This is a genomic window from Streptomyces sp. P6-2-1, from assembly GCF_050613165.1.
GTDB lineage: Bacteria > Actinomycetota > Actinomycetes > Streptomycetales > Streptomycetaceae > Streptomyces.
Window position 1 is genome coordinate 1,423,560 of sequence record NZ_CP192513.1, and the last position, 23,543, is coordinate 1,447,102.

19 protein-coding genes are annotated in these 23,543 nt (G+C 72.0%); 3 read left to right on the forward strand and 16 right to left on the reverse strand.

Annotated features, from left to right (window positions below; all coding sequences use genetic code 11):
- Positions 1-15: 15 nt before the first annotated feature.
- Positions 16-870 (forward strand): thioredoxin domain-containing protein, encoded by an 855-nt coding sequence (locus tag ACQYWQ_RS06305; protein WP_431032903.1) that lies wholly within the window; start codon positions 16-18, stop codon positions 868-870.
- Between the two features lie 192 nt (positions 871-1,062).
- Here ACQYWQ_RS06305 and ACQYWQ_RS06310 read toward each other — a convergent pair whose 3' ends face one another.
- Positions 1,063-1,632, reverse strand: coding sequence for a dienelactone hydrolase family protein (locus tag ACQYWQ_RS06310; protein WP_431032904.1), 570 nt, complete (start codon positions 1,630-1,632; stop codon positions 1,063-1,065).
- Between the two features lie 80 nt (positions 1,633-1,712).
- On the opposite strand from ACQYWQ_RS06310, the gene ACQYWQ_RS06315 reads away from it, so the two are divergent.
- The gene (locus ACQYWQ_RS06315; protein ID WP_431039079.1) at positions 1,713-3,056 is read left to right on the forward strand and encodes a mechanosensitive ion channel family protein; all 1,344 of its coding nucleotides are present in this window, start codon (positions 1,713-1,715) and stop codon (positions 3,054-3,056) included.
- Positions 3,057-3,130: 74 nt separating this feature from the next.
- Here ACQYWQ_RS06315 and ACQYWQ_RS06320 read toward each other — a convergent pair whose 3' ends face one another.
- The 6 genes from ACQYWQ_RS06320 to ACQYWQ_RS06345 form a co-directional block, all read right to left on the reverse strand.
- Positions 3,131-6,088: a hypothetical protein gene (locus ACQYWQ_RS06320; RefSeq protein ID WP_431032905.1), complete on the reverse strand. Its 2,958-nt coding sequence runs from the start codon at positions 6,086-6,088 to the stop codon at positions 3,131-3,133.
- A 223-nt stretch (positions 6,089-6,311) separates the two neighbouring features.
- A complete protein-coding gene (locus tag ACQYWQ_RS06325; RefSeq protein ID WP_431032906.1) occupies positions 6,312-7,898 on the reverse strand; it encodes a Na+/H+ antiporter in 1,587 nt (528 codons plus the stop codon).
- Positions 7,899-8,066: 168 nt separating this feature from the next.
- Positions 8,067-8,570, reverse strand: coding sequence for a GNAT family N-acetyltransferase (locus tag ACQYWQ_RS06330; protein ID WP_431039080.1), 504 nt, complete (start codon positions 8,568-8,570; stop codon positions 8,067-8,069).
- Between the two features lie 83 nt (positions 8,571-8,653).
- The gene (locus ACQYWQ_RS06335) at positions 8,654-9,595 is read right to left on the reverse strand and encodes an RluA family pseudouridine synthase (RefSeq protein WP_431032907.1); all 942 of its coding nucleotides are present in this window, start codon (positions 9,593-9,595) and stop codon (positions 8,654-8,656) included.
- Between the two features lie 34 nt (positions 9,596-9,629).
- On the reverse strand, positions 9,630-10,256 hold the full coding sequence (lspA, locus tag ACQYWQ_RS06340; RefSeq protein WP_431032908.1) for a signal peptidase II: 627 nt from the start codon (positions 10,254-10,256) through the stop codon (positions 9,630-9,632).
- Positions 10,257-10,386: 130 nt separating this feature from the next.
- The gene (locus ACQYWQ_RS06345) at positions 10,387-10,812 is read right to left on the reverse strand and encodes a TraR/DksA family transcriptional regulator (RefSeq protein ID WP_431032909.1); all 426 of its coding nucleotides are present in this window, start codon (positions 10,810-10,812) and stop codon (positions 10,387-10,389) included.
- Between the two features lie 491 nt (positions 10,813-11,303).
- Here ACQYWQ_RS06345 and ileS point away from each other — a divergent pair, with 491 nt between their 5' ends.
- Positions 11,304-14,450 (forward strand): isoleucine--tRNA ligase, encoded by a 3,147-nt coding sequence (ileS, locus tag ACQYWQ_RS06350; RefSeq protein WP_431032910.1) that lies wholly within the window; start codon positions 11,304-11,306, stop codon positions 14,448-14,450.
- Between the two features lie 171 nt (positions 14,451-14,621).
- On the opposite strand, the gene ACQYWQ_RS06355 is transcribed toward ileS, so the two are convergent.
- The 9 genes from ACQYWQ_RS06355 to ftsW all read right to left on the reverse strand — a co-directional run bounded on the left by ACQYWQ_RS06355 (position 14,622) and on the right by ftsW (position 23,530).
- On the reverse strand, positions 14,622-15,944 hold the full coding sequence (locus ACQYWQ_RS06355; protein WP_431032911.1) for a DivIVA domain-containing protein: 1,323 nt from the start codon (positions 15,942-15,944) through the stop codon (positions 14,622-14,624).
- A gap of 55 nt (positions 15,945-15,999) precedes the next feature.
- The gene (locus tag ACQYWQ_RS06360; RefSeq protein ID WP_007828256.1) at positions 16,000-16,284 is read right to left on the reverse strand and encodes a YggT family protein; all 285 of its coding nucleotides are present in this window, start codon (positions 16,282-16,284) and stop codon (positions 16,000-16,002) included.
- Between the two features lie 68 nt (positions 16,285-16,352).
- The gene (locus ACQYWQ_RS06365) at positions 16,353-16,961 is read right to left on the reverse strand and encodes a cell division protein SepF (protein WP_431032912.1); all 609 of its coding nucleotides are present in this window, start codon (positions 16,959-16,961) and stop codon (positions 16,353-16,355) included.
- 124 nt (positions 16,962-17,085) lie between these two features.
- A complete protein-coding gene (locus tag ACQYWQ_RS06370) occupies positions 17,086-17,820 on the reverse strand; it encodes a YggS family pyridoxal phosphate-dependent enzyme (protein WP_431032914.1) in 735 nt (244 codons plus the stop codon).
- 6 nt (positions 17,821-17,826) lie between these two features.
- The gene (gene pgeF, locus ACQYWQ_RS06375; protein ID WP_431032915.1) at positions 17,827-18,555 is read right to left on the reverse strand and encodes a peptidoglycan editing factor PgeF; all 729 of its coding nucleotides are present in this window, start codon (positions 18,553-18,555) and stop codon (positions 17,827-17,829) included.
- The gene (gene ftsZ / locus ACQYWQ_RS06380) at positions 18,552-19,769 is read right to left on the reverse strand and encodes a cell division protein FtsZ (protein WP_007828251.1); all 1,218 of its coding nucleotides are present in this window, start codon (positions 19,767-19,769) and stop codon (positions 18,552-18,554) included. The genes pgeF and ftsZ overlap by 4 nt, the downstream gene beginning before the upstream one ends.
- 374 nt (positions 19,770-20,143) lie before the next feature.
- On the reverse strand, positions 20,144-20,941 hold the full coding sequence (locus ACQYWQ_RS06385) for a cell division protein FtsQ/DivIB (protein WP_431032916.1): 798 nt from the start codon (positions 20,939-20,941) through the stop codon (positions 20,144-20,146).
- Between the two features lie 42 nt (positions 20,942-20,983).
- Positions 20,984-22,078, reverse strand: coding sequence for an undecaprenyldiphospho-muramoylpentapeptide beta-N-acetylglucosaminyltransferase (murG, locus tag ACQYWQ_RS06390; RefSeq protein WP_431032918.1), 1,095 nt, complete (start codon positions 22,076-22,078; stop codon positions 20,984-20,986).
- 6 nt (positions 22,079-22,084) lie between these two features.
- Positions 22,085-23,530 (reverse strand): putative lipid II flippase FtsW, encoded by a 1,446-nt coding sequence (gene ftsW, locus ACQYWQ_RS06395; RefSeq protein WP_431032919.1) that lies wholly within the window; start codon positions 23,528-23,530, stop codon positions 22,085-22,087.
- Positions 23,531-23,543: the final 13 nt, after the last annotated feature.

Consider the following 23,543-nt stretch of genomic DNA (forward strand, 5'->3'; position numbering starts at 1 on the left):
TACGGAGTCACCCCCATGAGCCAGCGCAACAGCCAGCAGGCCAAGGCGAACGCCCGCGAGCGGCTGCGCGCCGAACGCGAGCGCCAGGCGAAGAAGGACGCCCGCAAGCGCCAGTTCCTCGTCGCGGGCGGCGTCGTCGCCGTCCTCGCCATCGGCGCGGGGATAGCCGTCGCCGTGGCGCAGGGCAACAAGCCCTCGCAGTGGGAGTCCGCCAAGTCGGACACCCTCGTCAAGCCGAAGAACACGAGCGGCGAGAACGGCACGACGGTCGTCATCGGCAAGGAATCGGCGAAGAAGACGCTGACCCTCTTCGAGGACCCGCGCTGCCCGATCTGCTCGCAGTTCGAGCAGACCGTGGGCCCCGACCTGCACGCGGACCTCGACGCGGGCAAGTTCAAGGTCGAGTACGTCGGCGCGACCTTCCTCGACGGCGACTCGGGCTCCGCGAGCAAGATCGACCTCGGCAGCCGGGGCTCCGGCTCCAAGAACGCGATGAGCGCCCTCGGTGCCGCGCTCAACGTCAGCCCGGACGCCTTCCTCGACTACAAGACCGCGATGTACTCGCAGAAGTGGCACCCGGACGAGAGCGACGACAAGCTCAACTCGGACGCCTACCTCCTCAAGATCGCCGCGACCGTCCCCGCGCTGAAGGACAACGCGACCTTCGAGAAGCAGGTCAAGGACGGCACGTACGACCGCTGGGCGATCGAGATGAGCAAGAACTTCAACAAGCAGTCCGACAAGTACGGCGTCACGGGGACGCCCTCCCTCGTCATGGACGGCAAGAAGGTCGTCGGCAGTGACGGGCAGAACGCCCCGATGACCGCCGAGGACTACAAGACGGCGATCGCGGCGGCGCTGAAGGGCTGACCCGGGCGGCCTGCCGCGCCGGGAGCGGCGGCCGCCCCGTACGGAGCGCGTACGGGGCGGCCGCCGCTTTCGTGCGTACGGGCCCCGTACGCGGCGCTCCGGACCCCTCGGCCGTCCGGGAACCTGAGGCCGGTCAGGAGACAGACCGGCAAGGAGAGAGACCGGCCGGTCGAGAGACCGGCCGGGGAACCCCTACAGGCTGTCCAGGAACCCGAGGGCCGTACGCCACGTCGCCTCGGCCGCCTCCGCGTCGTAGTCGGGCAGCTGCGGGTCGGTGTAGAGGTGTCCCGCGCCCGGGTAGCGGTAGATCTCCACATCGGCGCCCGCGCGCCGCATCTGCGGGTACCACAGGCTCAGCCACTCGTGCGTCTCGGAGGGGTCGGGGTCGGCGACGTGGAGCTGGACGGGCAGGTCGTCGACGGCCGCGTCCTCGCGCAGGTCCGATGTGCCGTGCAGCAGGAGCAGGCCGCGTGCGTTCTCGTCGCCGAGCGCGAGGTTCTGCGCGAGGGCGCCGCCGAGCGAGAAGCCCGCGTAGACGAGTCCTTTGTCACTGAAGGGCGCCGCGGCCTTGACGGCCCTGGTCAGGAGCCTGTCGTTGCCGATCGCCTCGCGCAGCTCCGCGGCTTCCTCCTTCGTCCGCGCCGTTTGCCCCTCGTACAGGTCGGGCACGCGCACCTGGTGTCCGGCCGCCCGCAGCCGGTCGGCCGCCTCGTGCACGGCCGGTCGCAGTCCGTAGGCGGAGTGAAAAAGCAGGATGTCCATGACGGTCATCCTGCCAGCGCCCCCGGCCCGGACGCGCCATGACCGGGGGCGGCCCGAGACCCGGAGACCTTTTGACGCTCATGGAAGAGATCCTGCGCCCCGTCCTCGTGATCGGCGGTTCCGTCCTGCTCACGCTGCTCCTCGGCTGGGGTTCGGACCGGCTGCTCGCGCGCGCCGCGGTACGGCACAACGAGACCCCGCTGTGGGAGAAGCTGCGCGAGTGCCGGGTGCCCTGGCAGGTGCTGCTGCTCGCCGCGCTCCTGCGCGGCAGCTACCGGGAGATCACCTGGAGCGCCGTGCGGCACTTCGACGGGGCGATCGGGCTGATCCTGACCCTGATCCTCATCGGGGCGACGGCGTGGCTGCTCGTCCGGGTCGTCTCGACGGTCCTGGAGTCCTCCTACGCGCGCTACGCGTCGGTGACCCACGACCCGGCCCGGGTGCGCAGGGTGCGTACGCAGATGACGCTCATCATGCGGATCGTCACAGCCCTCGTCATCGTCATCGCCGTCGCGTCGATGCTCATGGCCTTCCCCGCACTGCGCACGGCGGGGAAGTCCGTGCTCGCCTCGGCGGGGATCATCGGGATCGTCGCGGGTGTCGCCGCGCAGTCGACCCTGGGCAACCTCTTCTCGGGCTTCCAGATCGCCTTCGGCGACATGGTCAGGATCGGGGACACCGTGGTCGTGGACGGGGAGTGGGGCGTCGTCGAAGAGGTCACGCTGACCTTCCTCGCGGTGCGTACGTGGGACGAGCGGCGCATCACGATGCCGGTGTCGTACTTCACCTCGCGGCCCTTCGAGAACTGGTCGCGCGGCGGCGCGCAGATGTCGGGCACGGTCTTCTTCCAGCTCGACCACTCGGCGCCCGTCCCGCTCATGCGCGAGCAACTGCGGCGCGTCCTCGCGGAGTGCCCGGCCTGGGACGGCCGCGACTGGAGCCTCGCCGTGACGGACACGACGCCCACGACGATCGAGGTGCGGGCCGTGGTCACGGCGAAGGACGCGGACGACATCTGGACGGTACGGGTCGTGGTCCGCGAGCGGCTCATCGCCTGGCTCAGCGCCCACCACCCGTACGCGCTGCCGAGCGTCGCCACGGTCCCTGCGGCCGAACCCCCGGACGCCGCCCCCTCGCCGGACCTGCGCAAGGACGCCCAGCCGCGCCCCAGCGAGGTCCACAGCAACAACGCGGCGGACTACCCGCTGCGCGAGGACGGGCACGCGCTTCCGGCGGACGAGGACCCGCGCGAGGAGGACGAGGACGCCGGGGACGCCGCGAGGACCGGGGGCACCGGCGCCTCCGGCCGTGGCGCGGACCCGGGGGCCGCGGGCACGCGCCCCGACGGCCGGCGCGGGCGGGACCCGCACGACCGCGTCCGCGCCCCGGACCCCCGCCACCACGACGTGCGCCTGAAGCGGTAGCGGGCGGGGCGGCAGCCCGCGCGTCCGGCTCCCCGGCGCGCTCCACGCGGCCCCTCACCCGCCGTCGCCTCTCCTCACCCCTCCCCGCGCTCCCGCTCCGCCTGCTTCGCCGTCTTGTCGATGGGGCAGTCCCCGGCATGGGGCGTCCAGTCCCTGGGACCGGCCTTGATCCCGCACAGAAGCACGGATTCGAGCCTCCCGTCCCCCGCCCGCCGGGACACGCGCCACAGGGCCATCGACTGGGCCCCGTGCCCCTCGGCCTGCGGGTATCCGGCGAAGCCGATGTCCCCGGTGGCCTTCGTGATCGTGCCCTCGCCCTTGGCGAGCCGGACCCAGGTCTCGGCGGGGCCGCGGCCCTCCGCCCTGTCCGCCGCCTCGGCGAGCGCCCAGGTCGCGTCGTGGGCGAGCGCCGTCTGCCCGCTGGCGAGCGCCGCGTCGCCGGGGCCGATGTCTTCGGGCACGCCGGGCAGGAAGCGCTGCGCCTCCTCGTAGAAGGTGGGGTCGCGCCACGCCCAGGGGTCGACGAGCGTGCTGTGGTAGATCGTGACGTTGGCGGGCAGCGACTCGCTGGGGAAGTGCGCCTTGGAGACGTCGTCGCCCGTGATGACCGAGATGGCGCGCTCCGCGCACACGGTGCCGAACCTGCGGGTGAGCGGAGGCAGGTCCTCGGCACGCCCCGCGACGAGCACGACGAGCGGGTCCCTCCTGTCCCCCGCCCGGCAGGCGGAGTCCACGACGGAGGCCGCGGGCTTGCCGTTGCTGACCTGGTAGGTGAGGCCGGGCCCCGGTCTGTCGAGTCCGGTGTCCTTGGTCGTGAGGTGCCGCGCGAAGGCCTCCGCCTGGTCCTTCGCGTACTGGTCCCGCGTGCCCTTTTCGGCGCGGGTCAAAAGGACGGTGGTGTGGGTGGTCCGCTCCCCCACTCTGCCCTCGCGGGTGTCGACGCGGTCGGCGAGCTGCTCGGCGATGACGGCGAGCTTGCGGGCCTGCCAGTCGTCGTTGGCGGCGAGCGAGAACCAGTTGCGGTACCTGGTGGGGAGGTCCTTCGACGAGTTGGTGCCCGAGACCACGGGCAGCTGCGCCTCGCGCAGGATGCCCACCGCCTTCCCCGTGTCGGTCATGTTCCTGCCGAGCCCGACGACGCCGACCACGCTCGGGTCCCTGCGCGCGTAGGCGACGATCCTGCGCGCCATCTCCGTCTGGTGCCCCATGTCCACGCCGCCGTTGGCGACGAGCACGCGCATCCTGGTCTTGCCCTCGTCGGCGTTGAAGCGGTCCTGGGCGAGCGCGACCCCCGCCAGTTCCTCGGCCCCCTTGACCGGCGACGAGCTGTCGTCCGCCGTGCTCAGCGGCCCCGCGTAGACCACGGTGAAGGCGTTCTCGCCCGCCTTCTCGTTCGACTCCGCGATGAGCTTCTCGATGTCCTCCAGGTCCCAGGGCGGTGTCTCGCCCTTCTTCCGCGGAGGCAGCCCGGCCCCGAACCGCACCGCGCCCGTGGACAGGCCGACGCACTCCCGGGCCTTCCCCCGGCCGAGGAGCCCGGTGTCCCTGTCGGCGCTGAGGAGGCCGGTACGGCAGTACGTGTCCGCCAGGCCCACCTGGTACGAGATCAGCAGCCCCGCCAGCGCTCCGAGGACCACGGTCCCCGCCCACGCCGACCACAGCACCCGTGCCGCCCTCGGGCGCGCTGCGGCCCGTTCGCACCAGCGCACCTGCTGGACCGGCGGTTCCAGCTCCGCCGCCGGGACGGCGATGCGCAGCGCCCAGGGGACGGTGCCCGAGGAACTCGGCGACTGCCGGGCGCGCAGGGCCCCCTCCCAGTCCTCGTGCAGCCGGGCCAGGCGGTCGGCGAAGTCGTACGGGGCCCGGCGCGCCGCGCGCTCCGGCGCGCGCCGCTCGTCGAGCGCGGCGACGTCGGCCGCGTCCACCGAGGCCACGACGAGCAGCGGGTCGAGTTCGCTCCGTACGGTCCGTACGTCGCTGATCGCCTGGAGCAGCGCGATCCCGCCGTCGTGCGGGTCGGCGCGGCGCAGGAAGAGCACGGGGGGCCGCAGCCGTTTGAAGCCGCGCAGGTCCCCGCTCCAGCGCCGGTGCGCGTCGCGCAGGTCCTCCAGGAGCGCGAGCACGTGCAGTTGCAGCTGCGCGTTGCCGCCCTCGCGCAGGGAACCCGCGACGTCGGCGGCCCGGTCGGTGACGGAGCGCCAGGACCGGAAGGGGTGCAGCAGCCCCGCCTCGTACGACTGACGGCCCTGCACAGGGAGCAGGAAGGTCGTGGTGAGGAACCAGCGGCTCTCCCTGCGCATCCACAGCAGGAGCGGGGCGCGGCCCACGGGGACGAAGTAGAGCACCGCGAGGAGCATGAGGAAGCCGCAGGCGACGGAGAAGGCGAGGGGCGCCTCGAAGAGCGGGAGCAGGGCGGTGAGCACGGCGAGCACGGCGGCGAGCAGCCCCGCCGTCCCGGCCTCGCTGAGGCGTTCGCCGAGCGAGTTCCTGCGGTGCGCGGCGCGCGGCCGCCAGCGCTGGCGCGCGAGTTGTTCGGCGAGCGCGCGGCGCTCGGCCGCCGGGTCGACGCGCGCCTCGCCCTGCTGGTCGACCTCGCGCACCGCGTCGGCGATGGCGTGCACGAGCCGCAGCCGGGGAAAGCGGTAACGGCGGTAGGCGACCCCGGGCACCCGGGGCCACGCCGAGTCGCCCCAGGCGCGCGGGGTGTCGAGCGCCTGGAGCAGCAGCGCGGCGCGGACCCGGTCCCCACCGGGCCCGATGGGCTGCTCGGGTCCGGGGGCCCGTGGGTCGAGCACGGCGCAGCGGGTCCCGTGATCGGCCTGTACCGCGTGGACGTCGTCGAGAATCCGGTTGACGCGCTCGTCCCCCGCGCTCTCCTCGGCGTGCAGGACGAACATCGGCACGAGCGGCTCCCCGCGCCGGAAGTCGCGCACGAGCCCCTCGATCCTCGCCTGCGTCGCGAGGCTGGCCCGCACCCGCGCCCGCTGCGGCCTCCGGCACAGGACCAGCCCGTCCGCCCCCCGTCTCGCCATGCCCAACCCCCCTGGAAAAACACGGAGTTGAGATTTTACCGCCGGAGCACCGCCACAAATAGCCCTCCGGCCCGGCCCAGCGAGCCCGGCACGACGAGCCCGGCCAGGCCCCCGCGGGCCCGGCACAGCGGCCCGGCCCGGCCCCCGCGGGCCCGGCAACAGCGGCCCCGGCCCCGCCCCCGCGCGCCGGCCCTGCCCCGCGGCCCCGGCCGACCGGCCCCCGTCAGTGCAGAGAGCGCACGTCGAGCTGCCGCAGCACCCGGTCCACGATCTCCGGGTCAGAGCCCGCCTCGCTCCGCGCGGACAGCACCGCGTGCCGCGCCGCCGACATCATCTCCTTCTGCACCTTCCTGAAGGCCTTCACGCGCTCCACGCGCTGCGCCAGGTGCTCGCGCCGCTCGTCGTCCATGATCTCCGGGCTGATCCGCGCCCCGATGTCGAAGGCACCGCGCTGGAGGCGTTCGATGACGTCGTCGGGGAGGTCCTGGACGCCCTCGATCTCGTGGAGCCTGCGCCGCGCGGCCTTCGCGGCCCGGATCGCGAGGTCGTGCTCGATCTGCCGCTCGGCGTCCGTGTCCGCCCGTACCCCGAGTTTCCGCACGAGCCACGGCAGCGTGAGCCCCTGGAAGACGAGGGTGACCATGATGACGCAGAAGGCGATGAAGACGAGTTCGTCGCGCCCGGGAAAGGCGCCGCCCGCGTCCGTCGTGAGCGGGATGGCGAGGGCCAGGGCGACCGAGGCGACGCCCCGCATCCCCGCCCACCACATGACGACGGTCTCGCGCCAGCTCGTCGGGATGTCCTCGGCGACGTCGCGTTTGTTGTGCAGCCGCTGCGCCAGCCAGCTCGCGGGCAGCAGCCACAGGAACCGTACGCCGATGACGACGGCCGCCACGAGCAGACCCCAGCCGATCATCTCCCAGACCCGGTCGCCGGCCGTGCCGAAGACGGTGTGCAGTTCGAGGCCGATGAGCCCGAAGGCGATCCCGGTGACGAGAGTGTCGACGACCTGCCAGAAGGTCTGCCCGGTGATCCGCCCGAGGACGTCGTCGGCGTCGAGCGCGTACTCGGAGAGGAAGAGCGCGGTGGTGAGGACGGCGAGCACGCCGGAGCCGTGCAGCTCCTCGGCGAGTACGTAGCTGACGAACGGGACGAGCAGCGTGAGCCCGGTCTGGAGGGTCGCGTCGCCGAGGAAGTCGAGGAGCTTGCTCGTGAGCCAGCCGAGCGCGAGGCCGACGGCGACGGCGACGGCGGCCGAGAGGAAGAAGAGGCCGACGGCCGAGGGGAGCGAGAAGCTGCCGCCGACCGCCGCGGCGATCGCGACGTGGTAGAGCACGATCGCGGTGACGTCGTTGAAGAGGCCCTCGCCCTCCAGGATGGAGACGAGGCGCCGGGGCAGCCCGAGCGAACCGGCGACGGCGGTCGCCGCGACCGGGTCGGGCGGCGCGACGAGCGCGCCGAGCGCGACGGCGGCGGCGAGCGGCAGTCCGGGCACGATCGCGCTGGCCACGGCGGCGACGGCGGCCGTCGTGACGAAGACGAGCGCGACGGCGAGCAGGAAGATGGGCCGTTTGTTCGCCGCGAACTGGCGCCAGGACGTGCGTTGCACCGCCGCGTAGAGCAGTGGTGGCAGGACGAGCGGCAGGATGAACTCGGGCGGGATACTGACGTTCGGCACGAAGGGGAGCAGCGCGAGGACGACCCCCAGCAGCGTCATGAGGACCGGTGCGGGGAGCCCGAGTTTGTCACCGAGCGGCACCGTGAGCACGGCTCCGAGCAGCAGCAGGATCAGCAGCGCCAATTGGTCCACGGCGGGGGCCTCCCAGGGGGCTCAGACGTACGGGCCACCCCTCCACCAGGACCGATCCCCACCGGAATCACCCCTAGAGGGGTCGCCCTAGCCTCCCATGAAGGTTTCTTTACCGAACAAGTGGGTCATGTCCCGGGCTCCGGAGCGTGCGGGCCCGCACGGTGACCGTCAGACAGTCTTCCGCATCGCCCGGTGCTCGATCCCGGCTTCGCGGTAAGTACCCCCGTACGCCACGTATCCGAGGCGCTCGTAGAAGCCGAGCGCGTGGGTCTGCGCGTGCAGGTCCACGCTCGTGAGCCCGAGCCCGGCGGCGAGCCGCTCGATCCCGGTGACGAGCGCGACCCCGGCCCCGCCGCCGCGCGCGGCGGCGCGCACGGCGAGCCGCCCGAGCGAGCCCGCGCCCGGCGTGTGCCCGGTGGGCTCCCACGCGGCCTCGCCGTGCAGCAGCCGCCCGGCACCGAGCGGCGTGCCGTCCGCGGTGAGCGCGAGCACGTGCGCGGCCCCGGCGTCGAGCGCGTCGTACTCCAGGTCCTCGGGCACGCCCTGCTCCTGGACGAAGACCTCCTTGCGCACGAGGAAGCACGCCTCGCGGTCCTCGTCGCTCTCCGCGCGGCGCACGACGTACGCGGTGCCGTCGGGCAGCGTGCCGCCCGCGAGTATCCCGGAACTCACGGGCTCGGTGCGCACGGGCTCGGTGCCGGCAGGCTTGGGGCTCACAGGGTCGGTGCCGGTGCTCACAGGGTCTCCTCCTCGGTTCAGCGGCTCTCGGCGCGCACCCGGTCCAGGGCGCGCTGGAGGTCCTCGGGGTAGTCGCTCGCGTACTCGGCCCAGTCGCCCGTGCCGGGGTGCGTGAAGCCGAGCCGTACCGCGTGCAGCCACTGCCGGGTGAGGCCGAGCCGCTTGGCGAGCGTGGGGTCGGCCCCGTAGGTGAGGTCGCCGACGCAGGGGTGGCGGTGCGCGGACATGTGCACGCGGATCTGGTGCGTGCGGCCCGTCTCCAGCTTCACATCGAGGAGGGACGCGGCCCGGAATGCCTCGATGAGGTCGTAGTGGGTGACCGATGCCTTGCCCTCGGCGGTCACGGCCCACTTGTAGTCGTGCTGCGGGTGCCTGCCGATGGGGGCGTCGATGGTGCCCGACGTCGGGTCGGGGTGGCCCTGGACGAGCGTGTGGTAGCGCTTGTCGACCGTACGGACCCGGAACTGGTTCTTGAGCGAGGTGTACGCGCGCTCGGACTTGGCCACGACCATGAGGCCCGAGGTGCCGACGTCGAGGCGGTGCACGATGCCCTGGCGCTCGGCGGCACCCGAGGTGGAGATGCGGTACCCGGCGGCGGCGAGGCCGCCGATCACGGTCGGGCCCGTCCAGCCGGGGCTGGGGTGCGCGGCGACACCGACCGGCTTCATGATCACCACGACGTCCTCGTCGTCGTGGACGATCTCCATGCCCTCGACGGGCTCGGCGACGACGCGTACGGGCGCGGCGGCCTGCGGCATCTCGACCTCCAGCCAGGCGCCGCCGCGCACCCGCTCGGACTTGCCCACCACCGAGCCGTCGACCTGCACCTTTCCGCCCGCCGCCAGCTCGGCGGCCTTGGTGCGGGAGAAGCCGAACATGCGCGAGAGGGCGGCGTCGACACGCTCGCCCTCCAGGCCGTCGGGGACGGGAAGGGTACGGACCTCGGGAATAGCGCTCACCCGTCGAGTATGCCGGACGGGTGAGGGCGGCCGGTTACGCGCCCCGCGCCCCGTCCTTCTCCTCGTCCTTGTCCTCGGCGGCTTCCACGGCGCTCTGCTCGCCGTCGGCGGCCTTCTGGTCACGGTGCCTGGTGCCGTCCGGGTCGAGGCCGCGGAAGGAGAGCAGGACGATGAGGATGCCGCCGCACACGATGGCGGAGTCCGCGAGGTTGAAGACGGCGTAGCCCTTGGGCGCGATGAAGTCGACGACGGCGCCGCGGAAGACCCCCGGCGAACGGAAGACCCGGTCGGTGAGGTTGCCGAGCGCGCCGCCGAGGAGCAGGCCGAGCGCGAGGGCCCAGGGCAGGCTGCGCAGCTTGCGGGCGAGCCGGGCGATCACGACGATGACACCGGCGGCGATGATCGTGAAGACGATCGTGTACGCCTCGCCCATCGAGAAGGCGGCCCCGGAGTTCCGGATCGTGGTGAGCCGCAGCCAGTCGCCGACGATCTGCACGGACCCGTCCCCGTGCCCCTCCAGCTTCGCGACGACGAGCAGCTTGCTCACCTGGTCGACGGCGTACACGAGCAGGGCCGCCACGAACAACGCGAGCACGCGCCGCGGCCCCTTGCCCGCACGCTCGGACGAGACTCTCTCGATGGTGCGCTCCGCCTCAGCCACGTGACGTCCTCAAACCCGATGAACCGAATGGCTCCGAGGGTACGTCACGAAGGCCGAACGCAGCCCCTCCGGCGTCTGCGCGGCGGGGCCGGGGCGGGGTCCTGGAGGCCCGCCCCGGCCCGGCCGCGATTCAGCGCCGCTCGGACTTCTGCTTGCAGTCCACGCAGAGGATCGCGTGCGGAAACGCCTGCATCCTGGCCTTCCCGATCGCCTTCCCGCAGTTCTCGCACACGCCGTACGTGCCCGCGTCCAGCCGCAGCAGGGCCTGCTCGGTCTGTTCGAGCCGTTCCCGCGAGCCCGCCGCGAGAGCCAGCTCATGCTCCCTGGTCACGTTCTTCGTCCCGGTGTCCGCCTCGTCGTCCCCCGCCCCGTCCGCGGAGTCCCGCATCAGGCTCGCGAGGTCCGCCTCGGCCGTCTCCAGCTCGGCCCGCAGCCCGGCGATCTCCTGTTCCAGGCCCTGCCTCGCCTCGGCGGCCTCCTCAGCCGTCCAGGGGTCCTCGCCGGGCCGTACCGCCAGTTCAGCGGGGTCCGTCGCTCCGCCGCGCGTAGTGGGCACGATCTCCTCCATCACCTTCGTCGTACCGCTTGCCGCAGACGCAGCACCGGACCGGCCTGCGATATTCCTCGTTCCTGCCCCCGCGGACGCGGAACAGGCCCGCGCACACGGTGGTGGGACGATAAATCGACATGCCCCGCACGGCAACGGGCCACGCCGCCCCGCACGAAGCCGTGGCGGCCCGCCCACCCCGTACCCGTACACTTGCGGCAGCGAAACACAGGTGTGGATGGGGACGAGTAGCGCCGAGAAGCGGCCAGGAGCGACCCGGGGGCGGTGGAAGCCCGGGGGCACGCGCGACGCGAAGATCACCCCCGGAGCCGCCGGAGGAAAGCCAGGGGTGAGTGCCCCGCGGCCGTAGAACCGGCTTCGCGGACCCAATGAGGGGGCCGCAGGGCAGTCGCCCGGCGGTCAAGGAGGGTGGTACCGCGGGAGCGTCAGCTCTCGTCCCTCCGACGGAAAGCACATCCGCCGGAGGAGCAGCGAGCCCCATGACCACCCCGCCGCAGTACCGACCCGTCCCCGCGCAGGTGGACCTCCCCGCCCTGGAGCACGAGGTGCTCGCCCTGTGGCGCGAGCGCGACACCTTCGCCAAGACGCTCGCCCAGTCCGAGGGCCGCCCCGAGTGGGTCTTCTACGAGGGCCCGCCGACCGCCAACGGCATGCCGGGCGCGCACCACATCGAGGCGCGCGTCTTCAAGGACGTCTTCCCGCGCTACCGCACGATGCGCGGCTACCACGTGGGCCGCAAGGCCGGCTGGGACTGCCACGGCCTGCCGGTCGAGCTGGCGGTCGAGAAGGAGCTGGGCTTCACCGGCAAGAAGGACATCGAGGCGTACGGCATCGCGGAGTTCAACGCGAAGTGCCGCGCGTCGGTGACCCGCCACACCGACGCCTTCAGCGAGCTGACGACCCGCATGGGGTACTGGGTCGACCTGGACAACGCCTACCGCACGATGGACCCCGAGTACGTCGAGTCCGTGTGGTGGTCGCTCCAGCAGATCTTCGACAAGGGCCTCCTGGTCGAGGACTACCGCGTCGCCCCGTGGTGCCCGAAGGACGAGACGGGCCTCTCGGACCACGAGCTGGCGCAGGGGTACGAGACCGTCGTCGACCCCTCGGTCTACGTGCGCCTCCCGCTCACCTCGGGCCCGCTCGCGGGGAACACCGCGCTCCTCGTGTGGACGACGACGCCGTGGACGCTCGTCTCGAACACCGCCGTCGCCGCGCACCCCGAGGTCTCGTACGTCGTCGCCACCGACGGCACCGAACGCCTCCTCGTCGCCGAACCGCTCCTCGGCAAGGCCCTCGGCGAGGGCTGGGAGGCGACCGGCGAGCGCTTCACCGGCGCCGAGATGGAGCGCTGGACGTACCGGCGCCCCTTCGAGCTGATCGACTTCCCCGAGGCCGCGCACTACGTCGTCAACGACACGTACGTGACGACCGAGGACGGCACCGGGCTCGTCCACCAGTCCCCCGCCTTCGGCGCCGACGACCTCCGCGTGTGCCGCGCCTACGGTCTGCCCGTCGTCAACCCGGTCCGCTCCAACGGCACCTTCGCCGAGGACGTCCCGCTCGTCGGCGGCCAGTTCTTCAAGAAGGCCGACGAGGACCTCGTCGCCGACCTCAGGGCGCGCGGCCTGCTCTTCAAGCACGTCCCCTACGAGCACAGCTACCCGCACTGCTGGCGCTGCCACACCGCGCTGCTCTACTACGCGCAGCCCTCCTGGTACATCCGCACGACCGCCGTGCGCGACCGCCTCCTGGAGGAGAACGAGAAGACCAACTGGCACCCGGAGAACGTCAAGCACGGCCGCTTCGGCGACTGGCTCAAGAACAACGTCGACTGGGCGCTCTCGCGCAAGCGCTACTGGGGCACCCCGCTGCCGATCTGGCGCTGCCCCGACGGCCACCTCACGTGCGTCGGCTCGCTCACCCAGCTCAGCGAGCTGACCGGCACCGACCAGTCGGGCCTGGACCCGCACCGCCCGTACATCGACGCGGTCACCTTCGCCTGCCCCGAGTGCGGCACCGAGGCCAGGCGCGTCGACGAGGTCATCGACGCCTGGTACGACTCGGGTTCGATGCCCTTCGCGCAGTGGGGCTACCCGTACCGCAACAAGGAGCTGTTCGAGGCGCGCTACCCGGCGCAGTTCATCTCCGAGGCGATCGACCAGACCCGCGGCTGGTTCTACACGCTGATGGCGATCGGCACGCTCGTCTTCGACAAGTCGAGTTACGAGAACGTCGTGTGCCTCGGCCACATCCTCGCCGAGGACGGCCGGAAGATGTCCAAGCACCTGGGCAACATCCTCCAGCCGATCCCGCTCATGGACCAGCACGGCGCCGACGCGGTCCGCTGGTTCATGGCGGCCGGCGGCTCCCCGTGGGCGGCGCGCCGCGTCGGGCACGGCACGATCCAGGAGGTCGTCCGCAAGACGCTCCTCACGTACTGGAACACCGTGGCCTTCCAGGCCCTGTACGCCCGTACGTCGGACTGGGCGCCCTCGGCCGCCGACCCGGCGCCCGCCGAGCGCCCCCTCATCGACCGCTGGCTGCTCTCCGAGCTGCACCAGCTCACCGCGGGGGTCACCGAGGCGCTGGAGTCGTACGACACCCACCGCACCGGCCAGCTCCTCTCGGCCTTCGTCGACGACCTCTCCAACTGGTACGTACGCCGCTCGCGCCGCCGCTTCTGGCAGGGCGACAAGGCGGCGCTGCGCACCCTGCACGAGGTCGTCGAGACGGTCACGCGACTCATGGCCCCGCTCGTCCCGTTCGTCACCGAGCGGGTCTGGCAGGACCTCGTGGTCCCCGTGGACGCCTCGGCGCCCGAGTCGGTGCACATGGCCTCGTGGCCGGAGGCGGACCGCTCGGCCGTGGACGAGGAGTTGTCGCGGCAGATGGCGCTCGTGCGGCGGCTCGTGGAGCTGGGCCGTGCGACGCGCGCCGAGTCGGGCGTCAAGACCCGGCAGCCGCTGAGCCGCGCGCTCATCGCGGCCACCGGGTTCGAGGCGCTGGGCGAGGAGCTGCGCGCGCAGATCGCCGAGGAGCTGAACGTCGCGGGGCTCGCCTCGCTCGGCGAGGTCGGTGCCTCGCTCGTGGACACGCGCGCGAAGGCGAACTTCCGTGCGCTCGGCAAGCGGTTCGGCAAGGGCGTGCAGGCGGTCGCGAAGGCGGTCGCGGACGCGGACGCCGCGGCGCTCTCGGCGTCCCTGCGCGAGACGGGCACGGCGACGGTCCTCGTGGACGGCGCCGAGGTCACCCTCTCCCCCGACGAGGTCTTCCTGACGGAGACCCCGCGCGAGGGCTGGGCGGTCGCCTCCGAGGCCGGTGCGACGGTCGCGCTCGACCTGGAGATCACCGAGGAACTGCGCCGCGCCGGCCTGGCCCGCGACGCGATCCGCCTCGTCCAGGAGGCCCGCAAGAACAGCGGCCTCGACGTCGCCGACCGCATCGCCCTGCGCTGGACGACGCGGGACCCGGCCCTCGCCGAGGCCCTGCGCGAGCACGCGGCCCTGATCGCCGACGAGGTCCTGGCCACGGACTACGCGGAGGGCGAGCCGACGGAGCGGTACGGCAAGCCGTTCGAGGACGCGGGTCTCGGCCTGACGTTCGCGCTGCACAAGCTGGGCTGAGGTTGTTCTCCAGCCGCTCCGGCGGTTGAGGAGCGGGGTCCGGGGCGGAGCCCCCGCAACGGCCCCCGCTCCCGGGGCCCCATACGCGCTCCCGGGCCCCACACGCAACCGGCCCCCCAGGTCGAAGACCTGGGGGGCCGGTGAATGCCGGCGTCTACCGCCGCGGGCGGCTCAGTTGTCGTCCTCGTCGATCAGGAAACCCCGCATCGGGGACGGCGCCTGCTGCATCGGCTGCGGCGCCTGCGGCCGCACCGGCGCCATCGGCTGCGTCATCGCCGGGGACATCTGCTGCTGCCCGCCCCCGTACGAGGGACCCGCCGAGGGCGGCGTGGGACCGCTCATCGGGCCGGGACCGTTGTGCCCGCCGCCGAAGGACGGCGCGCCGGCCGGGGCCATCGAGGGCGAGGGGGACGGCGGCAGCGAGGGCGTCGAGGAGACGCGGGGCGGCGCGAGCGAGTCGTCCGACTGCGTCTCCAGCTGGCGCAGCTGGGACTCCAGGTACGACTTCAGGCGCGTGCGGTACTCGCGTTCGAAGCCGCGCAGGTCCTCGACCTTGCGCTCCAGCGTGGCCCGCGCGGACTCCAGGGAGCCCATCGCGACGCGGTGCTTCTCCTGCGCGTCCCGCTCCAGGGCGTCCGCCTTGGCACGGGCGTCGCGCTCCAGACCCTCGGCGCGGCTGCGGGCCTCACCGACGATCTTGTTGGCCTCGGAGCGCGCCTCGGCGATCGCCTGGTCGGCGGTCTGCTGGGCGAGCGAGAGGACACGCGCGGCGCTGTCGCCACCGGGCCCCTGGCCGGGCTGCGGCAGCTGCGGGCCGCCGTGACCGAGCGGGCCGACCATCTGCTGCTGCGGCTGGCCCATCGGACCCTGCGGGCCGCCCATCGGACCCTGGCCCATCGGGCCGGGACCCTGCTGGCCCATCGGACCGGGACCCTGCTGCCCCATCGGGCCGGGGCCCTGCGGGGCCATCTGTCCCATAGGACCGGGACCCTGCGGGCCGCCCATCGGACCCTGGCCCATCGGGCCGGGACCCTGCGGACCGTGACCGCCGGGACCGGAGGGCAGCTGCGGGGCACCGGAGGGCAGCTGGGGCGGACCGCCCATGTGCTGCTGCTGCGGGTGCTGCTGCTGGCCCGGGTGCTGAGGCTGGCCGGGGTGCTGCGGCTGACCCGGGTGCTGGGGCTGCCCGGGGTGCTGCGGCTGTCCAGGGTGCTGCTGCTGCCCCTGCGGCGGACCGGATATGGCGGCGGGCCCGGGACCCTGCGGCCGTTCCGGCTGCTCGGGGCCCTTGCGCATGTTCTGCTGCTGGTTCTGCGCGGCGGCCCGCGTGGCCGCGGCGAGTTTGGCCCGCAGGTCCTCGTTCTCCCGCGCGAGCCTGGTGAGTTCGGCCTCTACCTCGTCGAGGAAGGCATCGACCTCGTCCTCGTCATAGCCTTCTCGGAGGCGGACGGTCGTGAACTGCTTGTTCCGCACGTCCTCGGGGGTCAATGGCATCTCTTCACCTCAACGTAGTCGTCGGCATTCGGCAAGAACGTAGTTGACATCGCGCTCACAGCCGGCTCACGACGGAGATCAGGATGTAGACGATGATCATCAGTACGAAGAAGGACAGGTCGAGCGCCACGCCCCCGAGGCGCAGCGGCGGGATGAACCGCCGCAGAAGCTTGAGTGGTGGATCGGTGACAGTGTAGGCGGCCTCCAGAACGACCACCATCGGCTTGCCCGGCTGCCAGGAGCGGGCGAACTGGAACACGTAGTCCATGACGAGCCGGAAGATCAGGACCAACAGGAAACACATCAGCGCGATGTAGAGCACATCCAGCACAACGCTCATGAGCGTTTCCCACTCCCCTGTCCTGCGAGCCCGCCGTCACGAGCCGTTCCGTTGTGCGTCATTCGGTCTCAGCTCTGGTTGAAGAACCCGCCCTCTGCGATGCGAGCCTTGTCCTCCGCCGTTACATCGACGTTAGCAGGCGACAACAGGAAAACCTTCTGAGTCACCCGCTCGATGCTCCCGTGCAGACCGAACACCAGACCGGCCGCGAAGTCGACAAGTCGCTTCGCGTCCGTGTCGTCCATCTCGGTCAGGTTCATGATCACCGGCGTGCCCTCGCGGAAGTGTTCCCCGATGGTACGGGCTTCGTTGTAGGTCCGGGGGTGCAACGTCGTGATGCGGTACGGCTCCCGCTCCGAGACAACCTTGGGCATGATCACCGGCGCGTTCTTCTCCATGCTCGGACGTTCTGGTGTGATGGATGACACGGGCGCGATACGTGCCGGACGGCCCGGTTCCACGGGGAGCGACACGGGTTCGCGCGGAGCCGGAGGCTGGGCGGAACGCACCGGTTCGTCCGGTTCGGGCTCCTGGTGCGGCGGGTTGTGCCGCCTGCGGTCGCGCTCGGGCTCCGGCTCGGGCTCGAACTCGTCATCGGGGTCGAACCCCGGGCCGTCGTACCCATCGTCCTCCACGAGGCCGAGGTAGACCGCCATCTTGCGCATCGCGCCGGCCATGCTCTGAGTCCTCCGCTCTGTGGTGGATCGACAAGGACCACCTGCCCGCGATCCACGAGGTCTTTCCGCCCCTTTGACGGGTAATGACCATATTTTGTGCTGTGGTCCGACTTGCTTGGCGACGTTACCCGAGGGGGGAACGCGTGCCGAGTATCGCGCTGCCGATCCGTACATGTGTCGCCCCGGCCGCGATCGCCTCCTCGACGTCGCCGCTCATCCCGGCGGAGACCATCGTGGCAGCCGGATGCGCGGCGCGCACGAGGCTCGCCAATTCCGCGAGCCGCGCGAAGGCGGCGCGCGCGTCGCCCGCGTAACGCCCCGCCAGCGGCGCCACCGTCATGAGCCCGGCGGGGCGCAGTCCCTCGGTGGCGGCGATACGGTCCATGAGTTCCCGGACCTCGTCCGGGTGGGCCCCGCCGCGCCCCGCGTGCGCCGCGGGATCACCCTCGGCGTCGAGCGCGACCTGCACGAGCGCACCGATCTCGCGCCCCTCGCGCACCGCCGCGGCGCCGAGCGAGGCGGCGAGCCGCGCGCGGTCCACGGAGTGCACGTACGAGGCGTACCGGGCCACGGACTTCGCCTTGTTGGTCTGCAACTGCCCGATGAAGTGCCACGTGAGCGGAAGGTCCGCGCACGCGGCGGCCTTCGGGGCCGCCTCCTGGTCGCGGTTCTCGCCGACCTGCGCGATACCGAGCGAGGAGAGAAGACGCACATCGCTCGCCGGATAGGTCTTGGTGACCGCGATCAATGTCACGTCGGCGCGCGAACGACCCGCCGCGGCACAGGCCTTGGCGATCCTTTCCTCCACTTTCGCGAGGTTCGCGGCGAGTTGTTCCCTGCGTTCCCTAAGGTCCGTCATGCCCCATCAGTCCAGCCACGCGTAGCCCGCGAGACGCCCGGTGACCCGGGCCCCGCGGTACGAGAAGTGATCCGCCGACTCCCGCGTGCAGGACGGGGAGCGGCACACGTCGCGCACGCCGAGCGCGTCGAGTTGCGCGAGCACGCCCGCCGCCACGTCGAGCGCCGGCGTGCCCCAGCTCGTCTCGGCGTACGCCCGGGGCGCGAGCGCGGCGACCTCGGCGCGCAGGGCCTCGGGCACCTCGTAACACGCCCCGCAGATCGCGGGCCCGGTGCGGGCCACGATCCGTGCGGGCTCGGCGCCGAGCCCGCGCATCGCCTCGACGGCCGCGGGGACGACCCCGGCGACGAGTCCCGGGCGCCCCGCGTGCGCGGCGGCCACCACCCCGGCGACGGGGTCGGCGAGCAGGACGGGCACGCAGTCCGCGGTGAGCACGGCGAGCGCGAGCCCGCGCCGCGCCGTGACGACCGCGTCGACGGCCGGTACGGGCTTGTCCCCCCAGGGCTCGTCGACGACCGCGACCTCGCGCCCGTGGACCTGGTTCATCCAGACCACGTGCGCGGGATCGAGGCCGAGGTCCTTCGCGGCGAGCGCCCGGTTGGCGAGGACCGCTTCGGGTGCGTCGCCGACCGCGCCGCCGAGGTTCAGCTCCTCGTACGGAGCGGCGCTCACCCCGCCCCACCTGTCGGTGAAGGCGAAGTGCGCGCCGCCCGCTTCCTCGCGCGTGCCTATCACTTCAGGAAGTCCGGCACATCCAGCTCCTCGGCCTGGCTGTCCGGGTAGGGACGGGCCGGGGGGACCGAGGGCTGCGGGAGCTGCGGGGCCGGGGCCTCGTTGACCGGGGCCGGCTCCGGCTCCGGGCGCGGAGCGGGCTCCTCGCGCGGGGTGACGGAGCCGAGGCCGCCGAAGGCCGGACGGACCGGCTCGCTCGTACGGGCCTGCGGCTGCTCCTCGCGCTTGCCGGTGGAGGCACCGATCACGTTGTCCCGCTTGGCGGGGGGCTGGCCCCCGTCGAAACCGGCCGCGATGACGGTGACCTTGACCTCGTCGCCGAGGGCGTCGTCGATGACGGCGCCGAAGATGATGTTGGCTTCCGGGTGCGCGGCCTCGCTCACCAGCTGGGCCGCCTCGTTGATCTCGAAGAGACCGAGGTCCGAGCCGCCCGAGATGGACAGCAGGACCCCGCGCGCCCCGTCGATGGAGGCTTCGAGCAGCGGGGAGGAGATGGCCAGTTCGGCGGCCGCGACGGCACGGTCGTCGCCGCGTGCGGAGCCGATGCCCATGAGGGCGGAACCCGCCTCGCTCATCACGGACTTGACGTCCGCGAAGTCGAGGTTGATGAGCCCGGGGGTGGTGATCAGGTCGGTGATGCCCTGGACACCGGAGAGCAGGACCTGGTCCGCGGACTTGAACGCGTCCAGGACACTGACCTGCCGGTCCGAGATGGACAGGAGCCGGTCGTTGGGGATGACGATGAGGGTGTCGACCTCTTCGCGGAGTTCGGCGATGCCGTCCTCCGCCTGGTTGGCCCGGCGTCGCCCCTCGAAGGTGAAGGGCCGGGTGACCACGCCGATCGTGAGGGCGCCCAGGGAGCGTGCGATGTTGGCGACGACGGGTGCGCCGCCGGTGCCTGTGCCGCCACCTTCGCCCGCCGTGACGAAGACCATGTCGGCCCCCTTGAGGACCTCCTCGATCTCCTCGCGGTGGTCCTCGGCCGCCTTGCGGCCGACCGCCGGATTGGCGCCGGCTCCCAGACCCCGGGTCAGTTCGCGGCCGACGTCGAGCTTGACGTCGGCGTCGCTCATGAGCAGGGCCTGCGCGTCGGTGTTGATCGCGATGAACTCGACGCCCTTGAGCCCGACCTCGATCATCCGGTTGATGGCATTGACACCACCGCCGCCGACACCGATGACTTTGATGACTGCGAGGTAGTTCTGCGGTGCTGCCACGTCGAAGGCTGCCTCTCGCCTCGATTTACGTGTCGATGCTTCGCCGCCCGGCGTGCGTCGACTGATGCCGAATAAGGGACGGTCCGAAGCGCCGACCCGAACCCTCACCCTGAAGTTCAGGGTTACTCCCGTAAGAGTTCCCCTGTGTTCTACCCCAGTGAGAGAGGGTTACCAGTGTGTCTGTTGCTGGGACTTCGCTGACTGTTCCGAACAGGACACTAAGTCGACAAGTGGCGCGCGTTCAACGAACACGCCGAACCTCCCGTTTTTCTTTTCACCCTATGTGATCAGCCGTGGCGCTGCCCAACCAGGGGTCAGTACCGCGATTTTTCCGGCCAATTCGGGGTCAATCCCTCGCCAACTCCCCGTCAAGTTCAGCGAACTGCGGGGGCGACAGGAACCGAGACGTCGAAGTACCGCGCCTTGGGCGCCGCTTTCATCAAGGCGGTCAGGGTACGGGCCTTCGCCGCGCCTTTCTCGCCACTCCCCCACGCCACCGTGCGCCCGTCACGCAACAGCAGTGTCACGTCGTCGTAGGAGCGAATACGGATCGTCCGCAGGTCCTTGACCACGGGCGACGGCACGTGGGCGGCGACGGTCGCCGCCTCGCGCAGCAGACGGGCGGTGCCGAAGCGGTGCAGCGAGGGGGCGTCCGACGCGTCGAGATCGAGTCGCGGAATACCGCGCGGAGGAGTGCCCACCGTGGCGAAAAGCACGCCGTGCGCGTCCACTTCGTCGAATTTTCCGCCCTTTTCCCGTACGAGAACGGGTTTACGCTCCGTGACCGCGATGCGCAGCCCGTGCGGCCAGGAACGGGTGATTTCCACGGATTCGATACGGGGCAGCCGTGCACGCGCATTCGCTTCGAGCGCGTCGGTGTTCACGGAAATGAGCGGACTTCCCTCGGGGGCGGCGACGGCCCGTTCCACCTCGCGCACGGTGAGCACCTCGGTCCCCGTGACACCGACCCGCGTGAGCCTGAGCCACGGCGAGCCGTAGAGCAGGTAGAGCGCACCGCCCAGGAGCAGCACGAGGCCCCCGGCGACGAGCCAGAACCGGAGTCCTGGCAGGCCGCGCGGGGGCGGGGGCGGGGCCGGGGACCGCTCGGCGTCGTGGGGCGCCTCGGCCCCGGTACGTCCTTCGCCGCCCTGGGCGGTCCTCGCTCCGGCCACGCTCCCTCAGCCTCCTCGTGATGCGGGGGCTCGAAGGGCCCCTCAGCGGTTCCTGCGTGCGGCGATCGCCTCGTACACCATGCCGACGAGCAGGTCGTCGGCGTCCCTGCGGCCGAACTCGGCGGCGGCGCGCGACATCTCGTAGAGCCGGTGCGGGTCGGCGAGCACGGGCAGCACCTGGGACTGCACCCACTCCGGTGTCAGTTCCGCGTCGTCCACGAGGAGTCCGCCACCCGCCTTCACCACCGGCTGGGCGTTGAGCCGCTGCTCGCCGTTGCCGATGGGCAGCGGGACATAGGCGGCGGGCAGGCCCACGGCGGAGAGTTCGGCGACGGTCATCGCACCGGCGCGGCACAGCATCATGTCGGCCGCGGCGTAGGCGAGGTCCATCCGGTCCACGTACGGTACCGGGATGTACGGCGGCATTCCGGGCATGTTGTCGGCGCGTGGCAGCTCGTTCTTGGGACCGACCGCGTGCAGGACCTGGATGCCGGAGCGCTGGAGCAGCGGGACGACGCGCTGGACGACCTCGTTGAGGTGGCGGGCGCCCTGGGAGCCGCCGGAGACGAGGAGTGTCGGCAGGTTCTGGTCCAGGCCGAAGGCGGCGCGGGCCTCGGGGCGCACCCTGGCGCGGTCCAGGGTCGCGATGGTGCGGCGCAGCGGGATGCCGATGTAACGGGCGCCGCGCAGCTTGCTGTCGGGCGTCGATACGGCGACGGCGGAGGCGTAGCGCGAGCCGATCTTGTTGGCGAGCCCGGGGCGGGCGTTGGCCTCGTGCACGACGATCGGGGTGCCGGTGCGCTTCGCGGCGAGGTAGCCGGGCAGCGCCACGTACCCGCCGAAGCCGATGACGCAGTCCGCCTTGGTGCGTTCGATGATCTGCTCGGCGGCCTTGATGGTGCCGCGCAGCCTGCCCGGCACGGTGATCAGCTCGGGGGTGGGCTTGCGCGGCAGCGGGACCGCGGGAATGAGGGCGAGTTCATAGCCGCGCTCGGGCACGAGCCTGGTCTCCAGGCCGCGCTCCGTGCCGAGGGCCGTGATCCCCACGGTGGGGTCCTGCCTGCGCAGGGCGTCCGCGAGGGCGAGCGCCGGCTCGATGTGGCCGGCGGTCCCCCCGCCGGCGAGTACGACATGCACCGAAATTCACCGCTCTCCGGACGGACGCGCCCCGGGGGCGCGCCGTCTCATCGTGTTCCATCTCACCGCGAACCGCTTGCGGCCGAAGCCGGGCCCCCGCAGGGCGAGGGCCGCTCGCGCAGCGGGCTCGTCGCGTGCGAAGGCGATGAGGAGCCCGATGGCGAACATGGTCGGCAGCAGCGAGGAACCCCCGTAGGAGAACAGCGGCAGCGGCACCCCGGCGATCGGCAGCAGACCGAGCACCGCACCGAGGTTGATCACGGCCTGCGCCGTGATCCAGGTGATGACCGCTCCCGCGGCGTACCTCACGAAGGGGTCCTCCGTGCGTCCGGCCACGCGGATACCCGCATAGCCTAGAGCCGTGAAGAGGGCGATCACCGACAGCGTCCCCGCGAGGCCCAGTTCCTCGCCGAGCACGGCGAAGATGAAGTCCGTGTGGGCTTCGGGGAGTTCTCCCCATTTCTCCACACTCGCGCCGAGCCCGGAGCCGAAGAAGCCGCCCGACGCGAGCGCGTAGAGGCCGTGCACGCCTTGCTGGCACTTGTCGTTGAAGGCGTGGGCGTCGGTGGAGCCGAGGCAGGCGAAGCGGGCGAGGCGGTTGTCGCTCGTCTTGACGAGGATCACCCCGAGCAGCCCGACGAAGCCGAGCACGCCGGCGAACATCCGGGTGGGCGCGCCCGCGAGCCACAGGAGCCCGAAGAGGATCGCGGTGAGGATCATCGCCGTGCCCATGTCGGAGCCGAGCATGATGAGCCCGAGCAGCAGGAAGGTGACGGGCACGAGCGGCACCAGCATGTGCTTCCACTGGTTGAGCAGCCGCTTCTCGCTCTTGCGGGCGAGCAGGTCGGCGCCCCACAGGACGAGCGCGAGCTTGCCGAACTCGGAGGGCTGGATCTGGAAGAAGCCGAGGTTGATCCAGTTCCTGTTGCCGTTGACGGAGACGCCGATGAGCGGCACCGCTGCCATCGTGACGACCGCGGCGACGAGCAGCGGGTACGAGAGTGCCCTGTGCAGCTTGACGGGCATCCGCGCGGCGGCGACGAGGAGCAGGCCGCCGAGGAGGGCGGCGCCGAGTTGCTTGCGGAAGAAGAAGGAACCGGCGAGCCCGTAGTTGAGGGCCGTGATGACGGAGGCCGAGTAGACCATCACGAGGCCGAGCACGATGATCAGCAGGCTCGCGCCGAGGATCACGTAGTACGCGGTGAGCGGCCGGTCCCAGGCCCGCATGAGGCGGTCGGGGAGCCCGCGCAGCGGATTGCCGCGCGGGCCCCCGGGGGAGCGGGGGGTACGGGACGCGCCGCCGCCCCCCGCTCCGCCCCCCGGGCCGCGGGTCCGCCCCGCGAAGGTCCTGCCGCGCAGCGGGAGGCCCGTGCGGGGGGCCCTGGGGCTGCGGCTGCGGTGCACGCGGGCGGAGCTGTACCGCCCGCCATCGGCCGTACGCTCAGCGGCCATCGTCGCTGTCCCC

Bases quoted from the DNA above. Each gene is read 5' to 3' on its own strand.
- ACQYWQ_RS06305 (WP_431032903.1), top strand. From the start codon at position 16: ATGAGCCAGCGCAACAGCCAGCAGGCCAAGGCGAACGCCCGCGAGCGG.
- ACQYWQ_RS06310 (WP_431032904.1), bottom strand. From the start codon at position 1,632: ATGGACATCCTGCTTTTTCACTCCGCCTACGGACTGCGACCGGCCGTG.
- ACQYWQ_RS06315 (WP_431039079.1), top strand. From the start codon at position 1,713: ATGGAAGAGATCCTGCGCCCCGTCCTCGTGATCGGCGGTTCCGTCCTG.
- ACQYWQ_RS06320 (WP_431032905.1), bottom strand. From the start codon at position 6,088: ATGGCGAGACGGGGGGCGGACGGGCTGGTCCTGTGCCGGAGGCCGCAG.
- ileS (WP_431032910.1), top strand. From the start codon at position 11,304: ATGACCACCCCGCCGCAGTACCGACCCGTCCCCGCGCAGGTGGACCTC.
- ACQYWQ_RS06355 (WP_431032911.1), bottom strand. From the start codon at position 15,944: ATGCCATTGACCCCCGAGGACGTGCGGAACAAGCAGTTCACGACCGTC.
- ACQYWQ_RS06360 (WP_007828256.1), bottom strand. From the start codon at position 16,284: ATGAGCGTTGTGCTGGATGTGCTCTACATCGCGCTGATGTGTTTCCTG.
- ACQYWQ_RS06365 (WP_431032912.1), bottom strand. From the start codon at position 16,961: ATGGCCGGCGCGATGCGCAAGATGGCGGTCTACCTCGGCCTCGTGGAG.
- ACQYWQ_RS06370 (WP_431032914.1), bottom strand. From the start codon at position 17,820: ATGACGGACCTTAGGGAACGCAGGGAACAACTCGCCGCGAACCTCGCG.
- ftsW (WP_431032919.1), bottom strand. From the start codon at position 23,530: ATGGCCGCTGAGCGTACGGCCGATGGCGGGCGGTACAGCTCCGCCCGC.